This is a genomic window from Cellulosimicrobium sp. BMG9.22, from assembly GCF_059159975.1.
Genome location: NZ_JBZGBY010000024.1, coordinates 1 through 17606 on the forward strand (window position 1 = coordinate 1; position 17606 = coordinate 17606).

Here is a 17606-nt window from a genome sequence, read left to right on the forward strand (position 1 = left end):
ACGGCTCTACCTCGGCGACCACGGCTCTACCTCGGCACGAAGCCGTCTCAGGACGCACCCCCGCACCCGGTGACGATGCAGCGGGTGGCCGGCGCGGAGGGGGCGCGGGTCGTGGTCGGGCCTGGCGGGAGCCGCGAGGCACGAGCGGCGGATGGTAGACCCGCGCCCCCTCCGCAGAGGCCACCTGGCGACCACGCGCCCCCGGCGACCGGGCGCCACCGGTCGCCGACGCAAGGACTCAGAGCTGCGCGCCCTGGACCTCCTGGTAGCCGGGCAGGATCACGTCGTCGACCAGCGCGCGACGCTCGTCGTGGTGCACGAACGCGCTCCAGGCGGCGGTCATCGTCACGTCGGCGAGGTCGTCGATCGTCCAGCCCGCGTGCTCGACGAGCAGCGCCATCTCCTGCGTCATGGTCGTGCGTGACATGAGGCGGTTGTCGGTGTTGAGCGTGACGGCGAAGTCGAGCTCCTTGAGCCGCGTGATGGGGTGCGCGGCGATCGACGTCGCGGCGCCGGTCTGGACGTTGGACGACGGGCACAGCTCGAGCGGGATCTGGTGGTCGCGGACCCAGTGCGCGAGCTGCCCGAGCGCGGCGGTGCCGGCCTCGCCCTCGGCGCTGTGGGGGTGCTCGGGGTCGAAGGCGATGTCCTCCACGATGCGGACGCCGTGGCCGATGCGGTCCGCCTGCCCGAGGTGCACGGCCTCGGCGATCGACTCGGGACCTGCTGCCTCGCCCGCGTGGATCGTGACGGGGAAGTTCTGCTCGGCGAGGTAGCGCCAGATCTCGCCGTGACGCGAGGGCGGGAAGCCGTCCTCGGCGCCGGCGATGTCGAAGCCGACGACGCCGTTCGCACGGTTCGCGACGGCGAGCTCGGCGATCTCCTGCCAGCGGTCGGCGTGCCGCATCGCCGTGACGAGCTGCCCGACGCGGATGGTCCGTCCTTCCGCGGCCGCCTCGGCGATCCCCTGCTCGATGCCGGACTGCACGGCGTCGACGGTGTCCTGCAGCGTCAGCCCGCGCTGCAGGTGCTGCTCGGGAGCCCAGCGCTGCTCGGCGTAGACGACGCCGTCGCGCGCGAGGTCGAGCACGGCCTCGCGCGCCACGCGAGCCAGCGCGTCGCGGGTCTGCATGACGGCGATCGTGTGGTCGAACGTCTCGAGGTAGCGCACGAGGGAACCGGAGTCCGCGGACTCGGCGAACCACGCGCCGAGCGCGTCCGCGTCGGCGGCCGGGAGCTGGTGCCCGACGTCGGCAGCGAGCTCGAGGATCGTCGCGGGCCGCAGCCCGCCGTCGAGGTGGTCGTGCAGCACGACCTTGGGCAGGGAGCGGATGACGTCGACCGTCAGCGGGGAGTTCTCGGTGGTCATGCGCTCACGCTACCGGCCGGTACGCGGTCGCTCGCGCCGAGCGTCACCGAGCCGGGCGGACGTCGCGGGGACCCGGGCCGTCGGGCTCAGGCGTAGTCGTCCTCGTCGCCCGGGACCGCGGACGCCTGCTCGACGACGTCGGCCTCGTTCGCCTCGCCGTCCAGGTCGGGGCGCGGGGTCCGCGGCGTGTACTCGTCGCTCTCGTGCTCCGCGTCCTCGACGCCGTCGTCGTCGGTCTCGACCTCCTCGACGAGGCTCACCACGTCCTCGTCCTGGTCGACCAGGCCTGCGTCCCGCCACGCGTCGTCCCCGGGCACGGTGCTCATCGCGACTCCTCTCGCATCCTTCGGCGTCATCCCTCGGCGTCGTCACCTCGCGTCCGCGGGCTCCGTCCATCCTCCCGCCGGGCCGTGCGCCCCGCCAGCCCGGCCGGCGGGCACCAGCGCCCAGCACACGTGCGGCCAGCCGCCGAGCGCACGGCGCACGTCGCCGTGCACCGATCCGTCCGGGAGGTCGTGCGCGTCGAGGCGGTGCACCGTGCCCGACGACGGCTCGTAGACCCAGCACCGCCTCACCCCGGTCGCGGGTCCGGCTCCCGATTTCGGAGCCGCCGCGGGCGGGTCGGCCGAGACGAGGAGCACGACGTGGCGCGGCACGGCGGTCGTGACGCCGACGCTCAGGTCACCTCCCGTGAAGAGCGGAACCGGCACGCCCCGCGCCGCGGCATCGAGGGCCGCGCCGAGAACCGGTGCGCCGGACGACCCACTCTCGTCGACGACGCGGTGAGTGTACCGCACGTCCGCGAACCGTGCGACGCGCGCGGCACCCCAGGGCGGCGTGCCGAGCGCGGACGGCCACGGCACGGGGCCCAGCGCATCGCGGTTGGTCCGCCGCTTGACGACCTGCTGCAGGTACCGGAACCGTGCCGTCGCGTCGGACCCGTCGACCGGACCGCTCCCGATGACGCCCGGTGGCTCGACCGCCCCGGGCCCTGGTCGAAGCCCTGCCGACAGCCACAGCGCGAGCACGGGGTCGCCCGCCGCGGCGAGGAGCGCGAGCACGGCGGAGCCGCACGTCGTCCCGTCGGTCTGGCGCGCGACGGCGTCGCCGAGCCGCAGCGGCTGCACGTCGGGCGCCGCGGCCCCGGCGGCACGCGCCGCGACGCGTCCCAGCGGGTCGACGACGGCACGCCGGTCCCGGCCGTCGAACCCGCCGAGCGTCGCGTCGAGCCACGCCACGACCGGCTCGGGGTGGCCGGCACGGCGGGCGAGGTCGAGCGCGTGCCGTACCTCGCCGTCGGGCACGTAGGGACCGGCGGGAGGCAGCGGTGGGAGGGGCGCGTCCGGGACGAGCCGGGCGAGGCTCGTGAGCCGCAGCCCGACGAGCGCGCGGGGCAGCCTCACCGCGCGCCCAGCGCGCGGCTCAGCGCCCAGGCGGTCCCGACCGCCGCGAGGACGAGGACGAGACCGACGACGCGCACGAGGAACGACCACGAGTACAGCCGCCCATGACCGGGCAGCCCACCCGTCGGTTGGCGCAGCACCGCGGGGACGAGCGCGAGGACCGCGATCGCACCGGCAGCCCAGACGACGAGCGCGTGCCCGCTGCGCAGCCCGGCGGCACCCAGGAGCAGCGCCCCGACGACCACGCCGAGGACCGTGCGCTGCCACGCGAGCGCCGTCCGTTCGGGCTGCAAGCCCTCGTCGCGCTCGGGGAGGCTCACGGCAGGTCTGCCGCCTCGCCGAGGCCGGCCGCCGCGGCGTAGCCGGCGATGAGGACCGCCAGCAGGACGACGCTCGAGACGATCACCGGCAGTCCACCGGGCGCCGGGAGGGGCCTGCGCAGGCGCAGCGCGCGCTCGTTGCGCCGCCACGACACGAGCGCGTACACCGCGGCCCCGCCGCCCACGAGGCAGGCGACTGCCGCGACGGCGTCGACGAGCCCGGGGAGGTCCGCGAAGGTCGAGAACGACGTCAGGGCGATCCCGCCGGCGACGAGCCCGACACCGGTGCGGACCCAGGCGAGCGCCGTGCGCTCGTTCGCCAGGCTGAACCGTGCGTCCGGCTCCGTCCCGACGCCGTAGACCGAGCGCGGCCGGCGCTCGTCGGGTGTCTCGACCGCTTTCTGCTCCTCGTCACCCACGGTCAGTCGACGCGGTCCAGGACGACGGGGCGCCGCTGGACGGCCGTCCCCGGCGGCGCGATGCCCCAGCCGCCCTCGAGCGCGGCTACCGCGCGCTCGAAGCGTTCCGGGGTGTCGGTGTGCAGCGTCATGAGGTGCTGGCCCTTGCGGACGACGTCGCCCGGCTTGGCGAACAGCTCGACGCCCGCGCCCGCCTGCACCGGGTCCTCCTTGCGCGCCCGGCCCGCGCCGAGGCGCCACGCCGCGACCCCGACGGCGTAGGCGTCGAGGTGGGTGAGCACCCCGTCCCGGTCGGCGACGACGTGCTCGCGCTCGCGCGCCACCGGCAGTGGTGCGCGCGCGTCGCCCCCCTGCTCGGCGATCATCGCGCGCCACTTGTCCAGGGCCCGGCCGCCGACGAGGGCGTGCCGGACGTCGTCCTCGTCCTGGGGGCGACCGGCGCCCGCGAGCATCTCCAGCGCGAGCGCCACGGTGAGGTCGACGACGTCCTGCGGGCCGGCGCCCTTCATGACCTCGACCGACTCCCTGACCTCCAGCGCGTTGCCGGCCGTGAGGCCGAGCGGCGTGGACATGTCGGTGAGGAGCGCGACCGTGCGCACCCCCGCGTCCGTGCCGAGGTCGACCATGGTCCGCGCGAGCTCGCGCGCCGAGTCGAGGTCCTTCATGAACGCGCCCGAGCCGACCTTGACGTCGAGCACGAGCGCGCCCGTGCCCTCCGCGATCTTCTTGCTCATGATCGAGCTCGCGATGAGCGGGATCGACTCGACCGTCCCCGTGACGTCGCGCAGCGCGTACAGCAGGCGGTCCGCGGGGGCCAGGCCGGATCCCGCCTGGCAGATGACCGCGCCGACGTGCTCGAGCGCGTTCATCATCTGCGCGTTCGTCAGCGACGCGCGCCAGCCGGGGATCGACTCGAGCTTGTCCAGGGTGCCGCCGGTGTGCCCGAGGCCGCGCCCCGAGAGCTGCGGCACGGCCACGCCGAACGTCGCGACGAGCGGGGCGAGCGGCAGGGTGATCTTGTCCCCCACGCCGCCGGTCGAGTGCTTGTCCGCGGTCGGGCGGGTCAGACCCGAGAAGTCCATCCGCTCGCCGGACGCGATCATCGCGTGCGTCCAGCGCCCGATCTCGGTGCGGTCCATGCCGTTGAGGTAGATCGCCATCGCGAGCGCGGCCATCTGCTCCTCGGCGACCACGCCGCGCGTGTACGCGTCGATCACCCAGTCGATCTGCGCGCCGTCGAACCGCTGTCCGTCGCGCTTGGTGCGGATGACGTCGACGGCGTCGAACGCCTCGGGCGTCGGTCCCTCCTCCTCGGCACCCGGCGAGGTGCCGTCCGGTCCCGCGGTCCCGCCGGCCTCGGCCGTCGCGCGCTCCTGTTCCTCGGTCCCCTCGTCGTGCGGGGCCCCGTCGTCGCTGGTCACGAGCGCTCCTCCAGATCCTCGGGCCCGAAGGCGTCGGGCAGCACGTCCCTCATCGTCTTGATACCACGCACCGTCTCGACCAGCAGGTCGGGGCCGCCGTGCTCCCACAGGAGCTGCCGGCACCGGCCGCACGGCATGAGGATGGCGCCGTGCCGGTCGACGCACGCGAACGCCACGAGGCGCCCGCCGCCCGTCCCGACGAGCGAGCTCACGAGCGAGCACTCGGCGCACAGCGTCACGCCGTATGCGGCGTTCTCGACGTTGCAGCCGACGACGACGCGGCCGTCGTCGACGAGGGCCGCAGCACCGACCGGGAAGCCCGAGTAGGGCGCGTACGCGCGGCCCATGATCTCGCGCGCCGCGTCCCGCAGGGCGTCCCAGTCGATCGTGCCGGCAGGGGTCATGTCGTGGTCACCGACGTCCTCACTTGATGTACGGGACGCCCTCGGCGGCCGGCGGGCGCACGCGCCCGACGAGACCGGCGACGGCGAAGATCGTCACGACGTAGGGCGTCATGAGCATGATCTGGCTCGGGATCGGCGTCCCGACGATGCCCAGCACGGTCTGGAGGTTGTCCGAGAACCCGAAGAGCAGCGCCGCGACCAGCGCCCCGACCGGGTTCCAGCGCCCGAGGATCATGGCCGCGAGGGCGATGAACCCCTTGCCGCCCGTCATCTCCTTGCCGAACGCGAGGCCGGCCGCGACGGTGAAGAACGCACCGCCAAGACCCGCGACCGCGCCGCCCAGGATGGTGTTGCGCACGCGCGTGGCGTTGACCTTGATGCCGACGGTGTCCGCGGCCTTCGGGTGCTCGCCCACGGCGCGCAGGCGCAGCCCCCACCGGCTCCGGAAGAGGAAGATCTGCAGCAGGATCACGACGACGTACATGAGGTACACGAGCACCGTCTGGCGGAACAGCACCGGGCCGACCACCGGGATCTGCGACAGCACCGGGATCTCCAGGACGGGCAGCGGCGTGCGCGTGTTCCAGGTCGCCGGGTCCTCGGTGAGCACCGTGGAGTACAGGTAGCTCGTCACGCCGACGACGAGCACGTTGAGCACGACGCCGACGATGATCTGGTTGACCCAGTACTTCACCGAGAAGATCACGAGCAGCACGCCCACCAGGGCCCCGGCGATCGGCGCCGCGATGAGGCCCGCGTAGGCGCTCGACGTGAGCGAGGCGACGACGGCGGCGAGGAACGCCCCCGCCAGGAGCTGGCCCTCGATCGCGATGTTGATGATGCCGACACGCTCGCACAGCACCCCGGAGAGCGCGCCGAACACGAGCGGCACGGCGAGGAAGAGCGAGCCCTGGAGCAGGCCGGTGAGCGGGATGGCCGACTTGCCGGCGCCGGCCCAGCAGAGGAAGGCGAAGACCACCGCGACACCGAAGACGATCGGCAGCCAGATGCCGGTCCTGCGCCGGTCCCGCGCCGCCCAGAACGCGAACCCCGCGAGGAGGAGCGCGAGGATCGACAGGAACAGCGCGGCGCCCGTCGAGCTCACCGTGATGGGAGCGATCTGGAAGAAGTCCCCCTCCGACGACAGCCGGAACGTCGTCTCCTGCCCGCTCGCGGGCAGGAGCGCGAAGAAGACGAGCGAGAGCACGCCGATGACCGTGTAGGCGACCGGCGCCCGCCAGCTGATGGGCGGCAGCGGCTTGGCAGCGGGAGGCCGCGCGGCTGCCGGTGCGGCGGGGGCCGGGGTGGTCGCGGTGCTCATGCGCCGGCCTCCTGCGTCGTCGAGGTGGTGGAGGACGTCGCGCGCGCCCGACGGCGCGCGGCGTGCCGTTCGGCCCGCGTCGGGCCGCCTGGCGTCGGGAGCCGGAAGATCGCCCGGACGAGCGGCGGCGCCGCGATGAACAGCACGATGAGCGACTGCACGACGAGCACGATGTCGATCGGCGTGCCGGTGCGGGCCTGCATGGCGAACCCGCCCGCGCGCAGCGCACCGAAGAGCAGGCCGGCGAGGACGGTCCCGAGCGGGCGGGACCGGCCGAGCAGCGCGACGGTGATCGCGTCGAAGCCGAAGCTCGCGGCGACACCCGCGGTGAGCACCTTCTCGGTGCCGAGCACCTGGGCGGCGCCACCGAGACCGGCGAGCGCACCGGCGAGCGCCATGACCCAGACCGTCACCCACGCGACGGAGATGCCCGCGGTGCGCGCGGCGTGCGGGTTCTCGCCCACGGCGCGGAAGCGGAATCCGAGCGTCGAGCGCTCCATGAGCCACCAGACGCCCACGGCGACGAGCAGCGCGAGCACGAACCCGAGGTGGAGCCGGAAGCCCTCCCCGAGCAGCAGCGGGAAGGTCGCGGAGCCCGGGATCGGCGGGCTGATCGGGTTGCTGCTCCCGGGGCGCTGGAACGCCGGCGTGGTCAGCAGGTACGCCACGAGGTAGATCGCGATGTTGTTGAGCATGATCGTGACGATCACCTCGTGCGCGCCGGTGCGGGCCTTGAGCACGCCCGCGATGCTCGCCCAGATCGCGCCGCCGAGCGCTGCGCCGAGGACCGCGAGCAGGAGGTGCAGGCCGGGCGGGAGGGAGAACGTGAAGCCGATGAACCCGGCGAAGATGCCGCCCAGGATGATCTGCCCCTGCGCACCGATGTTGAACAGCCCGGCACGGAAGCCGATGCCGAGCCCGAGGCCGGCGAGGATGAGCGGCGTGGAGACGGTCATCGTCTCGGTCAGAGGTCGCAGCGCACGCTGGAGGTCGGGGGCGTCGAAGTTGACCACCGCACCCTGGAAGAGCGCGCTGTAGGCACCGAAGACGGCGACCCACACCGCCTCGAAGAAGTCCGTCGGTCGCGCGAAGAAGTAGGTCGCGGCCTGCTGGACCTCCGGGTCGGCCGCCGCGATGAGGACCCCTCCGAGGATCAGCGCGGCGACGATCGCCAGCAGCGAGACGAGCCAGCTGCTCTCGAGCATCTCGCGCAGGATGCCGCGCCCGGCGGACGCCTCGGGCTTCGCGGGGTCGCTCGGTGGCGCGGGCGTCGGCGGGACCGCGGCCTCGTCGGGCGTTGCCTGCTGGCTCACTGGATCTCCTCCTCGCGGGCGTCTGCCTCGGTCGTGTCGTCGTCGGAGACGTCCGACGCCGCGCCCGGCGTGCCCGGGTCGACGTCGGCCCCGCCGAGGGTCGTGTGGTGCTCGGCGGCCTGGACGACCGCCTCCTCGAGCGGCACCCCGGCCATCATGAGGCCGAGGACGTCCCGGTCGGTGTCGCCGGGGACGACCCCGACGACGCGACCGCGGTACATGACCGCGATGCGGTCGGCGAGCGCGAGCACCTCGTCGAGCTCGGTCGACACGATGATCACCGGCGTGCCCTTGTCGCGCTCCGCGACGACACGGCTGTGGACGAACTCGATCGAACCGACGTCGAGACCCCGCGTGGGCTGCGACGCGATGAGCAGACGCAGCGGCCGCGACATCTCGCGGGCGAGGACGACCTTCTGCTGGTTGCCGCCCGAGAGCGTGCCGGCCGGCACCTGGACCGTCTGGGTGCGGACGTCGAACTCGACGACGCGCTGCTCGGCGTTCTCCCGGATGGCGCCCCTGTTCAGCGCCCCGGCGCGCGCGAAGGGCGCCCGGTCGAAGAGGTCGAGGACGAGGTTCTCCTCGACCGAGAACGTCCCGACGATCCCGTCCGTGCTGCGGTCCTCCGGGACGTAGCCGACGCCGGCCTCGAGGACCTGGGCGACGTTGCGGCCCACGAGCTCGTTCCCGTCGAGCAGGATCGAGCCCGCGACGGGCTTGCGCAGCCCGACGATCGTCTCCGTGAGCTCGGTCTGACCGTTGCCCTGGACGCCCGCGACGACGAGGATCTCGCCGCGCGCGACGTCGAGGCTCACGCGATCGACGACGGCCGTGCCGACGTCGTCCATGACGGTGAGATCGTCGACCCGGAACGTCGCGTCGCCAGGCTCGGCGGGCGTCTTGTCGACGCCGAGCGAGACCGACCGGCCGACCATGAGGGACGCGAGCTCGGTCTCGCTCGCGCTCGGGTCGGCCGTCCCGACGACCTTGCCGCGGCGGATGACGGTGATGCGGTCCGCGACGGCGCGCACCTCGCGCAGCTTGTGGGTGATGAAGACGATGGAGGTCCCGGCCTCCTTGAGCTGGCGCATGATCGCGATGAGCTCGTCGGTCTCCTGCGGGGTCAGCACCGCCGTCGGCTCGTCGAGGATGAGGACCCGTGCGTCACGGGAGAGCGCCTTGATGATCTCGACGCGCTGCTGGACGCCCACGGGGATGTCCTCGACCATGGCGTCCGGGTTCACCTCGAAGCCGAACCGGTCCGAGATCTCCTGGACCAGGCTCCGTGCCCGGCGCGCGTCGATGAGGCCCGCGCCCTTCACGGGCTCGTGGCCGAGCGCCACGTTCTCGGCCACGGTGAAGACCGGGACGAGCATGAAGTGCTGGTGGACCATGCCGATGCCCGCCGCCATCGCGTCGCCGGGCCCGGTGAACGCGACCGGCACGTCGTCGACGAGGATCTCGCCGTCGTCCGGGTCGTACAGCCCGTAGAGCACGTTCATGAGCGTGCTCTTGCCCGCGCCGTTCTCCCCCAGGAGGGCATGGATCTCGCCTGGCTCGATCACCAGGTCGATGTGGTCGTTCGCGACCAGGGACCCGAACACCTTCGTGATCCCGCGCAGCTCCAGCTTCACCGGCCGGCCTCTCTGAGAACAGGGAACTCCATCGAACCGCACTTCCGTCGTGTCGTCGCCTCATGACGACGGTGGCCCGGGCGGGTTCGCCCGGGCCACCGTCATCGAGCTGTCACGGGGTGTTGGTCGACTCCACGACCAGGTCACCGGCGATGATCTGCTCCTGGTACTGGGCGAGCTGGTCCTGCAGCTCGGCCGGCACCGCATCCTCGAAGTCGTGGAACGGGGCGAGGCCCACGCCCTCGTTCTCGAGGGTGCCCACGTAGGGCTCGTTGGTGAAGTTGCCGTCGACCGACTCGCTCACCGTATCGAAGACCGCCGGGCCGATCCGCTTCATCACCGAGGTGATGATGATGTCGCCGTACTCGGTCGTGAGGAAACCGTCCGAGTCGACCCAGATGATCTTCGCGCCGGCGCCCTGGGCGGCGGCAGCCGCACCGAGGCCGACCGGGCCCGCGACGGGCATGATGATGTCCGCGCCCTGGTCGATGAAGCCCTGGGCGAGGTTCTGGCCGTTGGCCTGGTTCTCGAAGTCGCCGGTGAAGGAGCCGGTCTGGGCCTCCTTGTCCCAGCCGAGCGCCTGCACGGCGGTGCCGTTGTCCTCGTTGTACTTCGCGACGCCGTCGACGAAGCCGTCCATGAAGATCATGACGGACGGGATCTGGATGCCGCCGAACGTCGCGACCGTGCCCGTCTCGCTCATGCCCGCGGCGAGGTAGCCGGCGAGGAACGCGGCCTCGGCCGTGTTGAACAGGATGGGCTTGGCGTTGTCGAGCTCGACGGGCGCGAAGTCGGCGTCCGAGAACGCCGAGTCGATCAGCGCGAAGCTCGTGTCGGGGTTCGCCTCGGCCGCCGCCTGGATCGGGTCCTCGAGGAGGAAGCCGACACCGATGACGAGGTTGCAGCCCTGCTGGACGAGGTTGTCGATGTTGGGCGCGTAGTCCGTGTCGGCGGACGACTCGACCTCGATGGCCTCGATCCCGAGCTCCTCCTCGGCCTGCTCCAGACCCTCGAACCCGGCCTGGTTGAAGGACTGGTCGTCGAACCCGCCCGCGTCGGAGACCATGCACGCGGAGAAGTCGGAGTTGCCCCCGGCCGTGTCCTCGCCGCCGCCGGTCGTCTCGTCGTCCTCGGGTGCGGCGCCGCACGCGGCCAGCGCCAATGCGGCGACCGCCGCGAGCGCGGTGACCTGAGTCGCTCTCTTCACCTGATAGCTCCTGTCGTTCTCGTAGCAGGGCCGCGCAGGGAGGGACCCCTGGGCCCTCCCGAGCACCGTTGCACGGGAGGGCCGGTCCGTCGGCCTCTATACGACCGAACACTAATCAGCCTCAGGGGCCCCGCACGTTACTTGCCGGTAACGGGCCTGCTTCGTTATCCAAGCGTCACTTTGCGTCTGAGGCGTGACACACCCCTGTCCACGAGTCGGGACCGCGTCACCCAGCGCCTGCAGCGACGCGCGCGAGCAGCCGCACGCCGGCGTCGACGGCGCGCTCGTCGACCTGCAGGTCGCCCTGGTGGATGTCGTAGCTGCGCCCGCCCGGGGTGCGTGTCCCGAGCCGGGCCATCGCGCCGGGCACCTTCGTGAGGTACCACGCGAAGTCCTCGCCCCCGAGCGACTGCTCGGTGAGCAGGACCGAGTCCGGGCCCAGCACGTCGCGCGCCGCGGCCTCCAGCACGCCCGTGCAGCGCTCGTCGTTCTCGACCGGGGGCACACCGCGCTTGTGGTGCACGGTCACCTCGACCTCGTACGGCGCGACCACCTGCTCGACGGCGTCGTGCAGCACCTGACCGGCGAACTCCCACGCGCGCACGTCGAGGCAGCGCAGCGTGCCGCGCACGGTCCCGGTGCTCGGGATGGCGTTGTGCGCCGAGCCCGCGTGCACCGCGCCCCACGTGAGGTTGACCCCCGAGCGCGGGTCGAGGCGGCGGCCGAGGACGGCGGGCACCTGCGTGATGACCTGGCCGAGCGCGTACACGACGTCCCCCGTCAGGTGCGGGCGCGACGTGTGGCCGCCCGGCGACGCGATCGTCACCGACACCTCGTCGGACGCGGACGTGATGGGCCCGATGCGCGTGCCGATCTGCCCGACGTCAGCCTTCGGGTCGCAGTGCACGGCGTAGATCTCGTCCACGCCGTCGAGCCCGCCGGCGGCGAGCACGTCGAGCGACCCGCCCGGCTGCACCTCCTCGGCCGGCTGGAAGATCAGGCGGACACCGCGGCGCAGACCACCCTGCGCGTGCAGGTCGGCGAGCACGAGCCCGGCACCCAGCACCACGGCCGTGTGCACGTCGTGCCCGCACGCGTGCGCGACCCCCGGCACGGTCGACGCCCACGGCAGGGCGCACCGGTCCTGGAGAGGCAGGGCGTCGAGGTCGGCACGCAGGGCGACACGACCGGGAGCCACCACGACCTCGTCCTCGGTGCCGGGCAGGACCTCGCCCGGCTCCGGGCCGACGTCGCACACGAGCCCCGTGCCGGGCAGGAGCCGAGGTTCGAGGCCCGCGGCGCGCAGCCGCTCGGCGAGCAGCGCCGTCGTGCGCGTCTCCGCACGCGAGACCTCCGGGTGCGCGTGGATGTCACGACGGATCGCGACGAGCTCGTCCGCGTGGCGCGCGGCGGCCGCGGCGATCCGCGCGGCGAGGGTCACGTCGGCGCTCACAGCAGCTCGTCCAGCCCGAGCTCGCGCACCGTGTCGACCATGGCCTTGACCTGCTGCGCCCGGGCGCGCGTCGTCACGAGGAGGGCGTCGGGCGTGTCCACCACGACGACGTCGTCCAGGCCCAGGACGGTGACGACCCGGTCGCTCGCGGGCACCACGACGGAACCCGCGCTCTCCTTGCGCACGACCTTCCCGGTGTCGCCGAGCACCTTCGACCCGGCGCCGTCCACGGACGGCAGGAGCGCGGCGAGGGAGTTGAAGTCCCCGACGTCGTCCCAGCCGAACGTGCCGGGCACGACGGCGACCCCGCCGACCGCGGCGACGGGCTCGGCCACCGCGTGGTCGATGGCGATCTTCTCCAGGGCGGGCCAGGTCTCACGCAGCACGCGCTCCCGCTCCGGGCCGTCCCAGGCAGCGGCCACGGCCCGCAGGCCGTCGTGCAGCTCCGGGCGCTGGTCGGCGAGGTGCCCCAGCAGCACCGACGACCGCACGATGAACATGCCCGCGTTCCACCGGTACTCGCCCGAGGCGAGATAGCTCTGCGCGGTGGCGGCGTCGGGCTTCTCCGTGAAGCCGCGCACGTGCTGCGCGCTCGGCGCGCCCTCCACGCCCAGCGGCTCACCGCTGTGCACGTAGCCGAACGCGGTGGACGGCCGCGAGGCCGCGATCCCGATCGTGACGACGTACCCGGCGCGGGCGGCCTCCACCGCCTCGCGCACCGACGCCTCGAACGCGTCCTGACCGCGGATCACCTGGTCCGCCGCGAACGACCCCACGACGACGTCGCCGTGCCGCTGCTCGAGGACCGCGGCCGCGAGCCCGATCGCGGCCATGGAGTCCCGGGGCGAGGGCTCCGCGAGCACGTTGTCGACGGGCAGCCCGGGCAGCTGCGTGCGCGCCGACGCGACGTGCCGCTCCCCCGTGACGAGCACGATCCCGTCCGCCCCCGCGAGGGGAGTCAGACGGTCGACCGTGGCCTGGAGGAGCGAACGCCCGGAGCCGGTGAGGTCCAGCAGGAACTTGGGCGACCCGGCGCGCGAGAGCGGCCACAGCCGCGTGCCGGCGCCCCCCGCGGGGACGACGGCGTGGAACCCCGGGATGGGCGTCACGGCAGGGCCGGAGGGGCTGCCAGAAAGGCTGCCGACGGGCGAAGGAGGCGAGGAGGCCATGGGGGCAGCATAGTGAGGCCCGGAGTTCCCCAGCGGGCTGTGGGATCAGTCACAAACACGCCGCGCGAGGCCGTCGGACGCCGTCCGGCGGTCCTCATCATGACGCCGATGTCACTATGGTGGAAGCCCTGAGACCGATGCCGACGACGGCCGCTCGCCTCGGACGGAGGAAGGTCCGGGTCGTGACCGAGACCCGACATCTCCCCCTGATCTCGCCACAGGAGGCCCCCAAAGTGCCCAGTGCACCAGCCGGCACGCTCTACCGCGGCCGCGAAGGCATGTGGTCGTGGGTCGCGCACCGCGTGACCGGCGTCCTCATCTTCTTCTTCCTGCTCGTCCACGTGCTCGACACGGCACTGGTACGGGTCTCGCCCGAGGCGTACAACGCCGTCATCGGCACGTACCAGACGCCGATCATGGGGATCGGCGAGGTCGGCCTGGTCGCCGCGATCGTGTTCCACGCGTTCAACGGCATCCGCATCATCCTCGTCGACTTCTGGGCCAAGGGCCCGAAGTACCAGCGGACGATGCTGTGGGTCGTCGTCGGGCTCTTCGTCGTGACGATGGCCGGCTTCCTGCCGCGTCACCTCATGAACGTCTTCGGAGGGGGGCACTGATGGCCGCCGCACCCACGGTGGAGGTCGCCGCGCCGCGCGACCCGTACAAGCGCCAGAAGGCCACGCGCAGCAACTACGAGCTGTACAGCTGGATCTTCATGCGCGCGTCCGGCGTCGTGCTCATCGTCCTCATCTTCGGGCACCTCTTCGTCAACCTCATGGTCGGCGAGGGCGTGCACGCGATCGACTTCGGCTTCGTCGCCGGCAAGTGGGCCTCGCCGTTCTGGCAGATCTGGGACCTGCTCATGCTGTGGCTGGCCATGTTCCACGGCACGAACGGCGTGCGCACGATCATCAACGACTACGCCGAGCGTGACGGCACTCGCCTCGTCCTCAAGCTCGCCCTCTACCTCGCGTTCACGATCGTCACGGTCCTCGGCACGCTCGTGATCTTCACGTTCGACCCGTGCCCCGCGAACGCACCCGCCGAGCTCCTCGCGTCGTTCTGCACGGCCTGACCTCGCCCCACCCCCTCGCTCCACCCGCTCTCTCCCAGGAGGCATCGACCCCGATGCAAACCCATCAGTACGACGTCGTCATCGTCGGCGCAGGCGGCGCCGGGATGCGCGCGGCGCTGGAGTCGTCCGGCAAGGTCCGCACGGCCGTCATCTCGAAGCTGTACCCCACGCGCTCCCACACGGGCGCCGCGCAGGGCGGCATGTGCGCCGCGCTCGCGAACGTGGAGGAGGACAACTGGGAGTGGCACACGTTCGACACGGTCAAGGGCGGTGACTACCTGGTCGACCAGGACGCGGCCGAGATCATGGCCAAGGAGGCCATCGACGCGGTCCTCGACCTCGAGCGCATGGGCCTGCCGTTCAACCGCACGCCCGAGGGTCGCATCGACCAGCGCCGGTTCGGCGGGCACACCCGCAACCACGGCGAGGCCGCGGTGCGCCGCTCGTGCTACGCCGCTGACCGCACCGGGCACATGATCCTCCAGACGCTCTACCAGCAGTGCGTCAAGCAGGACGTCGAGTTCTTCAACGAGTTCTACGTCCTCGACCTCATCACGGACCACGACCTCGCCGCCGGGGAGATCGCCGACGACGAGACGGTCACCGCGACCGGCGTCGTCGCCTACGACCTGGCGACCGGCGAGATCCACGTGTTCCAGGCGAAGGCGATCATCTTCGCGACCGGAGGCGCGGGCAAGATCTTCAAGACGACATCCAACGCGCACACGCTCACGGGTGACGGCATGGCGCTCGCCTACCGGCGTGGTCTACCGCTCGAGGACATGGAGTTCTTCCAGTTCCACCCGACAGGTCTCGCAGGCCTCGGGATCCTCCTCTCGGAGGCCGCCCGCGGCGAGGGCGGCATCCTGCGCAACTCCGACGGCGAGCGCTTCATGGAGCGCTACGCGCCCACGATCAAGGACCTCGCGCCGCGCGACATCGTCGCCCGCTCGATGGCCAACGAGGTCCGCGAGGGCCGCGGCGCCGGCCCGAACAAGGACTACGTCCTGCTCGACCTCACCCACCTCGAGCCCGCGCACATCGACGCGAAGCTCCCGGACATCACCGAGTTCGCGCGGACCTACCTCGGCATCGAGCCGTACACCGAGCCCGTGCCCGTCTACCCGACCGCGCACTACGCGATGGGTGGCATCCCGACCAACGTCGACGCCGAGGTGCTGCGCGACAGCAGCCACGTCGTCAAGGGCCTGTACGCCGCCGGCGAGGTCGCGTGCGTGAGCGTCCACGGCTCGAACCGCCTGGGCACCAACTCGCTCCTCGACATCAACGTCTTCGGCAAGCGCGCCGGGCGCACGGCCGCCGCCTACGCGGCCACCGCGCAGTACTCGGAGCTGCCCGAGAACCCCGCGGCCGCCGTGATCGCCCAGCTCGAGGAGATGCGCAACCGTCCCGACGGCGAGCGCGTCGCCGAGGTGCGCAAGGCGCTCCAGGAGACGATGGATGCCAACGCGCAGGTGTTCCGCACCGGCGAGTCGCTCGACCAGGCGCTGGCCGACATCCGCGACCTGCAGAAGCGGTACAAGAACGTCTCCGTCCAGGACAGGGGCCGGATGTTCAACACCGACCTGCTCGAGGCCATCGAGCTCGGGTTCCTCCTCGACATCGCCGAGGTCACCGTCGTCGCCGCGATCAACCGCAAGGAGTCGCGCGGGGGTCACTACCGCGAGGACTACCCCGACCGCGACGACGCCCACTACATGCTGCACACGATGGCCTACCGACGTCCCACCTCTGCGAGCGACGTCGCCGACGGCCACGTCGCCGGGTACTTCGACCACGTCGAGTCCTTCGACGGCTACAAGGTGGCCCTCGGATCGAAGCCCGTCACCCAGACCCGGTACGAGCCCATGGAGCGGAAGTACTGATGACTGCCACACTCGAGAGCCCGGTCGCCCCCGAGGCCAAGGCCGGCGAGATCCCCTCGTTCGAGGTCACGCTCCGCATCCGGCGCTACTCCCCCGAGACGGAGCACGGCGAGGACGCGTACTGGGACGAGTTCACCGTCCTCGCGCACGGCACCGACCGCGTGCTCGACGCCCTGCACAAGATCAAGTGGGAGCACGACGGCTCGCTGACGTTCCGCCGCTCGTGCGCGCACGGCGTCTGCGGCTCCGACGCGATGCGTATCAACGGCCGCAACCGCCTCGCGTGCAAGACGCTGCTCAAGGACGTCAACCCCGACAAGCCCATCACGGTCGAGCCCATCAAGGGCCTGCCCGTGGTCAAGGACCTCGTCGTGGACATGGAGCCGTTCTTCGCGTCCTACCGCGAGATCATGCCGTTCCTCATCACGTCCGGGAACGAGCCGAGCAAGGAGCGCATGCAGTCCGCCGAGCAGCGCGAGCGCTTCGACGACACCACCAAGTGCATCCTGTGCGCCGCCTGCACGTCGTCCTGCCCCGTGTTCTGGACCGACGGCCAGTACTTCGGTCCCGCCGCGATCGTCAACGCGCACCGCTTCATCTTCGACAGCCGCGACGAGGGCGCCACGCAGCGCCTCGAGATCCTCAACGACAAGGAGGGCGTGTGGCGCTGCCGCACGACCTTCAACTGCACCGAGGCCTGCCCCCGCGGCATCGAGGTCACCAAGGCGATCCAGGAGGTCAAGCGCGCGATGATCACGCGCGCCTTCTGAGCCGCTACCTGTTCCTCACGAGGGGCGCCGACTCGAACCGAGCCGGCGCCCTTCGTCATGTCGCCCGGCTGACGGCCAGTTGCCGAACGGTCGGGCCGGGCGACGGACTTGTGGTCGGGCTGGGTGGTCGGGGCGGGTGGCGCGCACGGGCTGCCGCGCCGTCGCCCCGGTCGTTCGTCCTCGCTCCTGGGAGCACGGCTCTGACGCCCTTCGCACACCACCCACCCCGACCCGGCTCCGTCCCACCCCGCACGTCGGCCCACCCAGCCAGCCCGACCCGGCGCTGGCCAGTCCCTCGCCGGGTCGACCGTCGCGCAGGCTCGGAACCGTCCTCCCGGTGCCGGTACGCGGTGCGCCGACCGGTGGTCCCGCCGCCAGCCCCCGCGCTGTCAGCACACCACGTGCCCCAGCACCCGTACGACGCTGACAACCGCGTGCCACA

17 protein-coding genes are annotated in these 17606 nt (G+C 72.2%); 4 read left to right on the forward strand and 13 right to left on the reverse strand.

Going from position 1 to position 17606, the window contains the following annotated elements:
* Positions 1 to 238: 238 nt before the first annotated feature.
* The 13 genes from AC4H2H_RS15025 to AC4H2H_RS15085 all read right to left on the reverse strand — a co-directional run bounded on the left by AC4H2H_RS15025 (position 239) and on the right by AC4H2H_RS15085 (position 13433).
* On the reverse strand, positions 239 to 1369 hold the full coding sequence (locus AC4H2H_RS15025; RefSeq protein WP_494371621.1) for an adenosine deaminase: 1131 nt from the start codon (positions 1367 to 1369) through the stop codon (positions 239 to 241).
* 86 nt (positions 1370 to 1455) lie between these two features.
* Entirely contained in the window at positions 1456 to 1695 is a 240-nt protein-coding gene (locus AC4H2H_RS15030) for a hypothetical protein (protein ID WP_494371622.1), read from the reverse strand.
* A 42-nt stretch (positions 1696 to 1737) separates the two neighbouring features.
* Entirely contained in the window at positions 1738 to 2772 is a 1035-nt protein-coding gene (locus AC4H2H_RS15035) for a hypothetical protein (RefSeq protein WP_494371623.1), read from the reverse strand.
* The gene (locus AC4H2H_RS15040) at positions 2769 to 3092 is read right to left on the reverse strand and encodes a DUF202 domain-containing protein (protein WP_494371624.1); all 324 of its coding nucleotides are present in this window, start codon (positions 3090 to 3092) and stop codon (positions 2769 to 2771) included. Before AC4H2H_RS15040 ends, AC4H2H_RS15035 begins: the two co-directional genes overlap by 4 nt.
* The gene (locus AC4H2H_RS15045; protein ID WP_494371625.1) at positions 3089 to 3511 is read right to left on the reverse strand and encodes a YidH family protein; all 423 of its coding nucleotides are present in this window, start codon (positions 3509 to 3511) and stop codon (positions 3089 to 3091) included. The genes AC4H2H_RS15040 and AC4H2H_RS15045 overlap by 4 nt, the downstream gene beginning before the upstream one ends.
* A 2-nt stretch (positions 3512 to 3513) precedes the next feature.
* On the reverse strand, positions 3514 to 4932 hold the full coding sequence (locus AC4H2H_RS15050; RefSeq protein WP_494371626.1) for a thymidine phosphorylase: 1419 nt from the start codon (positions 4930 to 4932) through the stop codon (positions 3514 to 3516).
* Positions 4929 to 5336 (reverse strand): cytidine deaminase, encoded by a 408-nt coding sequence (locus tag AC4H2H_RS15055; RefSeq protein ID WP_494371627.1) that lies wholly within the window; start codon positions 5334 to 5336, stop codon positions 4929 to 4931. The genes AC4H2H_RS15050 and AC4H2H_RS15055 overlap by 4 nt, the downstream gene beginning before the upstream one ends.
* Before the next feature lie 19 nt (positions 5337 to 5355).
* Entirely contained in the window at positions 5356 to 6657 is a 1302-nt protein-coding gene (locus AC4H2H_RS15060) for an ABC transporter permease (protein ID WP_494371628.1), read from the reverse strand.
* Entirely contained in the window at positions 6654 to 7970 is a 1317-nt protein-coding gene (locus tag AC4H2H_RS15065) for an ABC transporter permease (RefSeq protein WP_494371629.1), read from the reverse strand. The genes AC4H2H_RS15060 and AC4H2H_RS15065 overlap by 4 nt, the downstream gene beginning before the upstream one ends.
* A complete protein-coding gene (locus AC4H2H_RS15070) occupies positions 7967 to 9604 on the reverse strand; it encodes an ABC transporter ATP-binding protein (protein WP_494371630.1) in 1638 nt (545 codons plus the stop codon). The genes AC4H2H_RS15065 and AC4H2H_RS15070 overlap by 4 nt, the downstream gene beginning before the upstream one ends.
* A gap of 112 nt (positions 9605 to 9716) precedes the next feature.
* On the reverse strand, positions 9717 to 10811 hold the full coding sequence (locus AC4H2H_RS15075; RefSeq protein WP_494371631.1) for a BMP family lipoprotein: 1095 nt from the start codon (positions 10809 to 10811) through the stop codon (positions 9717 to 9719).
* A gap of 226 nt (positions 10812 to 11037) precedes the next feature.
* A complete protein-coding gene (locus AC4H2H_RS15080) occupies positions 11038 to 12264 on the reverse strand; it encodes an amidohydrolase (protein ID WP_494371632.1) in 1227 nt (408 codons plus the stop codon).
* Entirely contained in the window at positions 12261 to 13433 is a 1173-nt protein-coding gene (locus AC4H2H_RS15085) for a mannose-1-phosphate guanylyltransferase (RefSeq protein ID WP_494371633.1), read from the reverse strand. Before AC4H2H_RS15085 ends, AC4H2H_RS15080 begins: the two co-directional genes overlap by 4 nt.
* Before the next feature lie 233 nt (positions 13434 to 13666).
* On the opposite strand from AC4H2H_RS15085, the gene sdhC reads away from it, so the two are divergent.
* Genes sdhC through AC4H2H_RS15105 form a run of 4 tightly spaced genes read left to right on the forward strand, consistent with a single transcriptional unit; the run spans position 13667 to position 17164 of the window.
* Entirely contained in the window at positions 13667 to 14050 is a 384-nt protein-coding gene (gene sdhC / locus AC4H2H_RS15090; protein WP_494371634.1) for a succinate dehydrogenase, cytochrome b556 subunit, read from the forward strand.
* A complete protein-coding gene (locus tag AC4H2H_RS15095; protein ID WP_494371635.1) occupies positions 14050 to 14508 on the forward strand; it encodes a succinate dehydrogenase hydrophobic membrane anchor subunit in 459 nt (152 codons plus the stop codon). Before sdhC ends, AC4H2H_RS15095 begins: the two co-directional genes overlap by 1 nt.
* Before the next feature lie 53 nt (positions 14509 to 14561).
* Positions 14562 to 16394, forward strand: coding sequence for a succinate dehydrogenase flavoprotein subunit (gene sdhA, locus AC4H2H_RS15100; RefSeq protein ID WP_494371636.1), 1833 nt, complete (start codon positions 14562 to 14564; stop codon positions 16392 to 16394).
* On the forward strand, positions 16394 to 17164 hold the full coding sequence (locus AC4H2H_RS15105) for a succinate dehydrogenase iron-sulfur subunit (RefSeq protein WP_494371637.1): 771 nt from the start codon (positions 16394 to 16396) through the stop codon (positions 17162 to 17164). Before sdhA ends, AC4H2H_RS15105 begins: the two co-directional genes overlap by 1 nt.
* Positions 17165 to 17606: the final 442 nt, after the last annotated feature.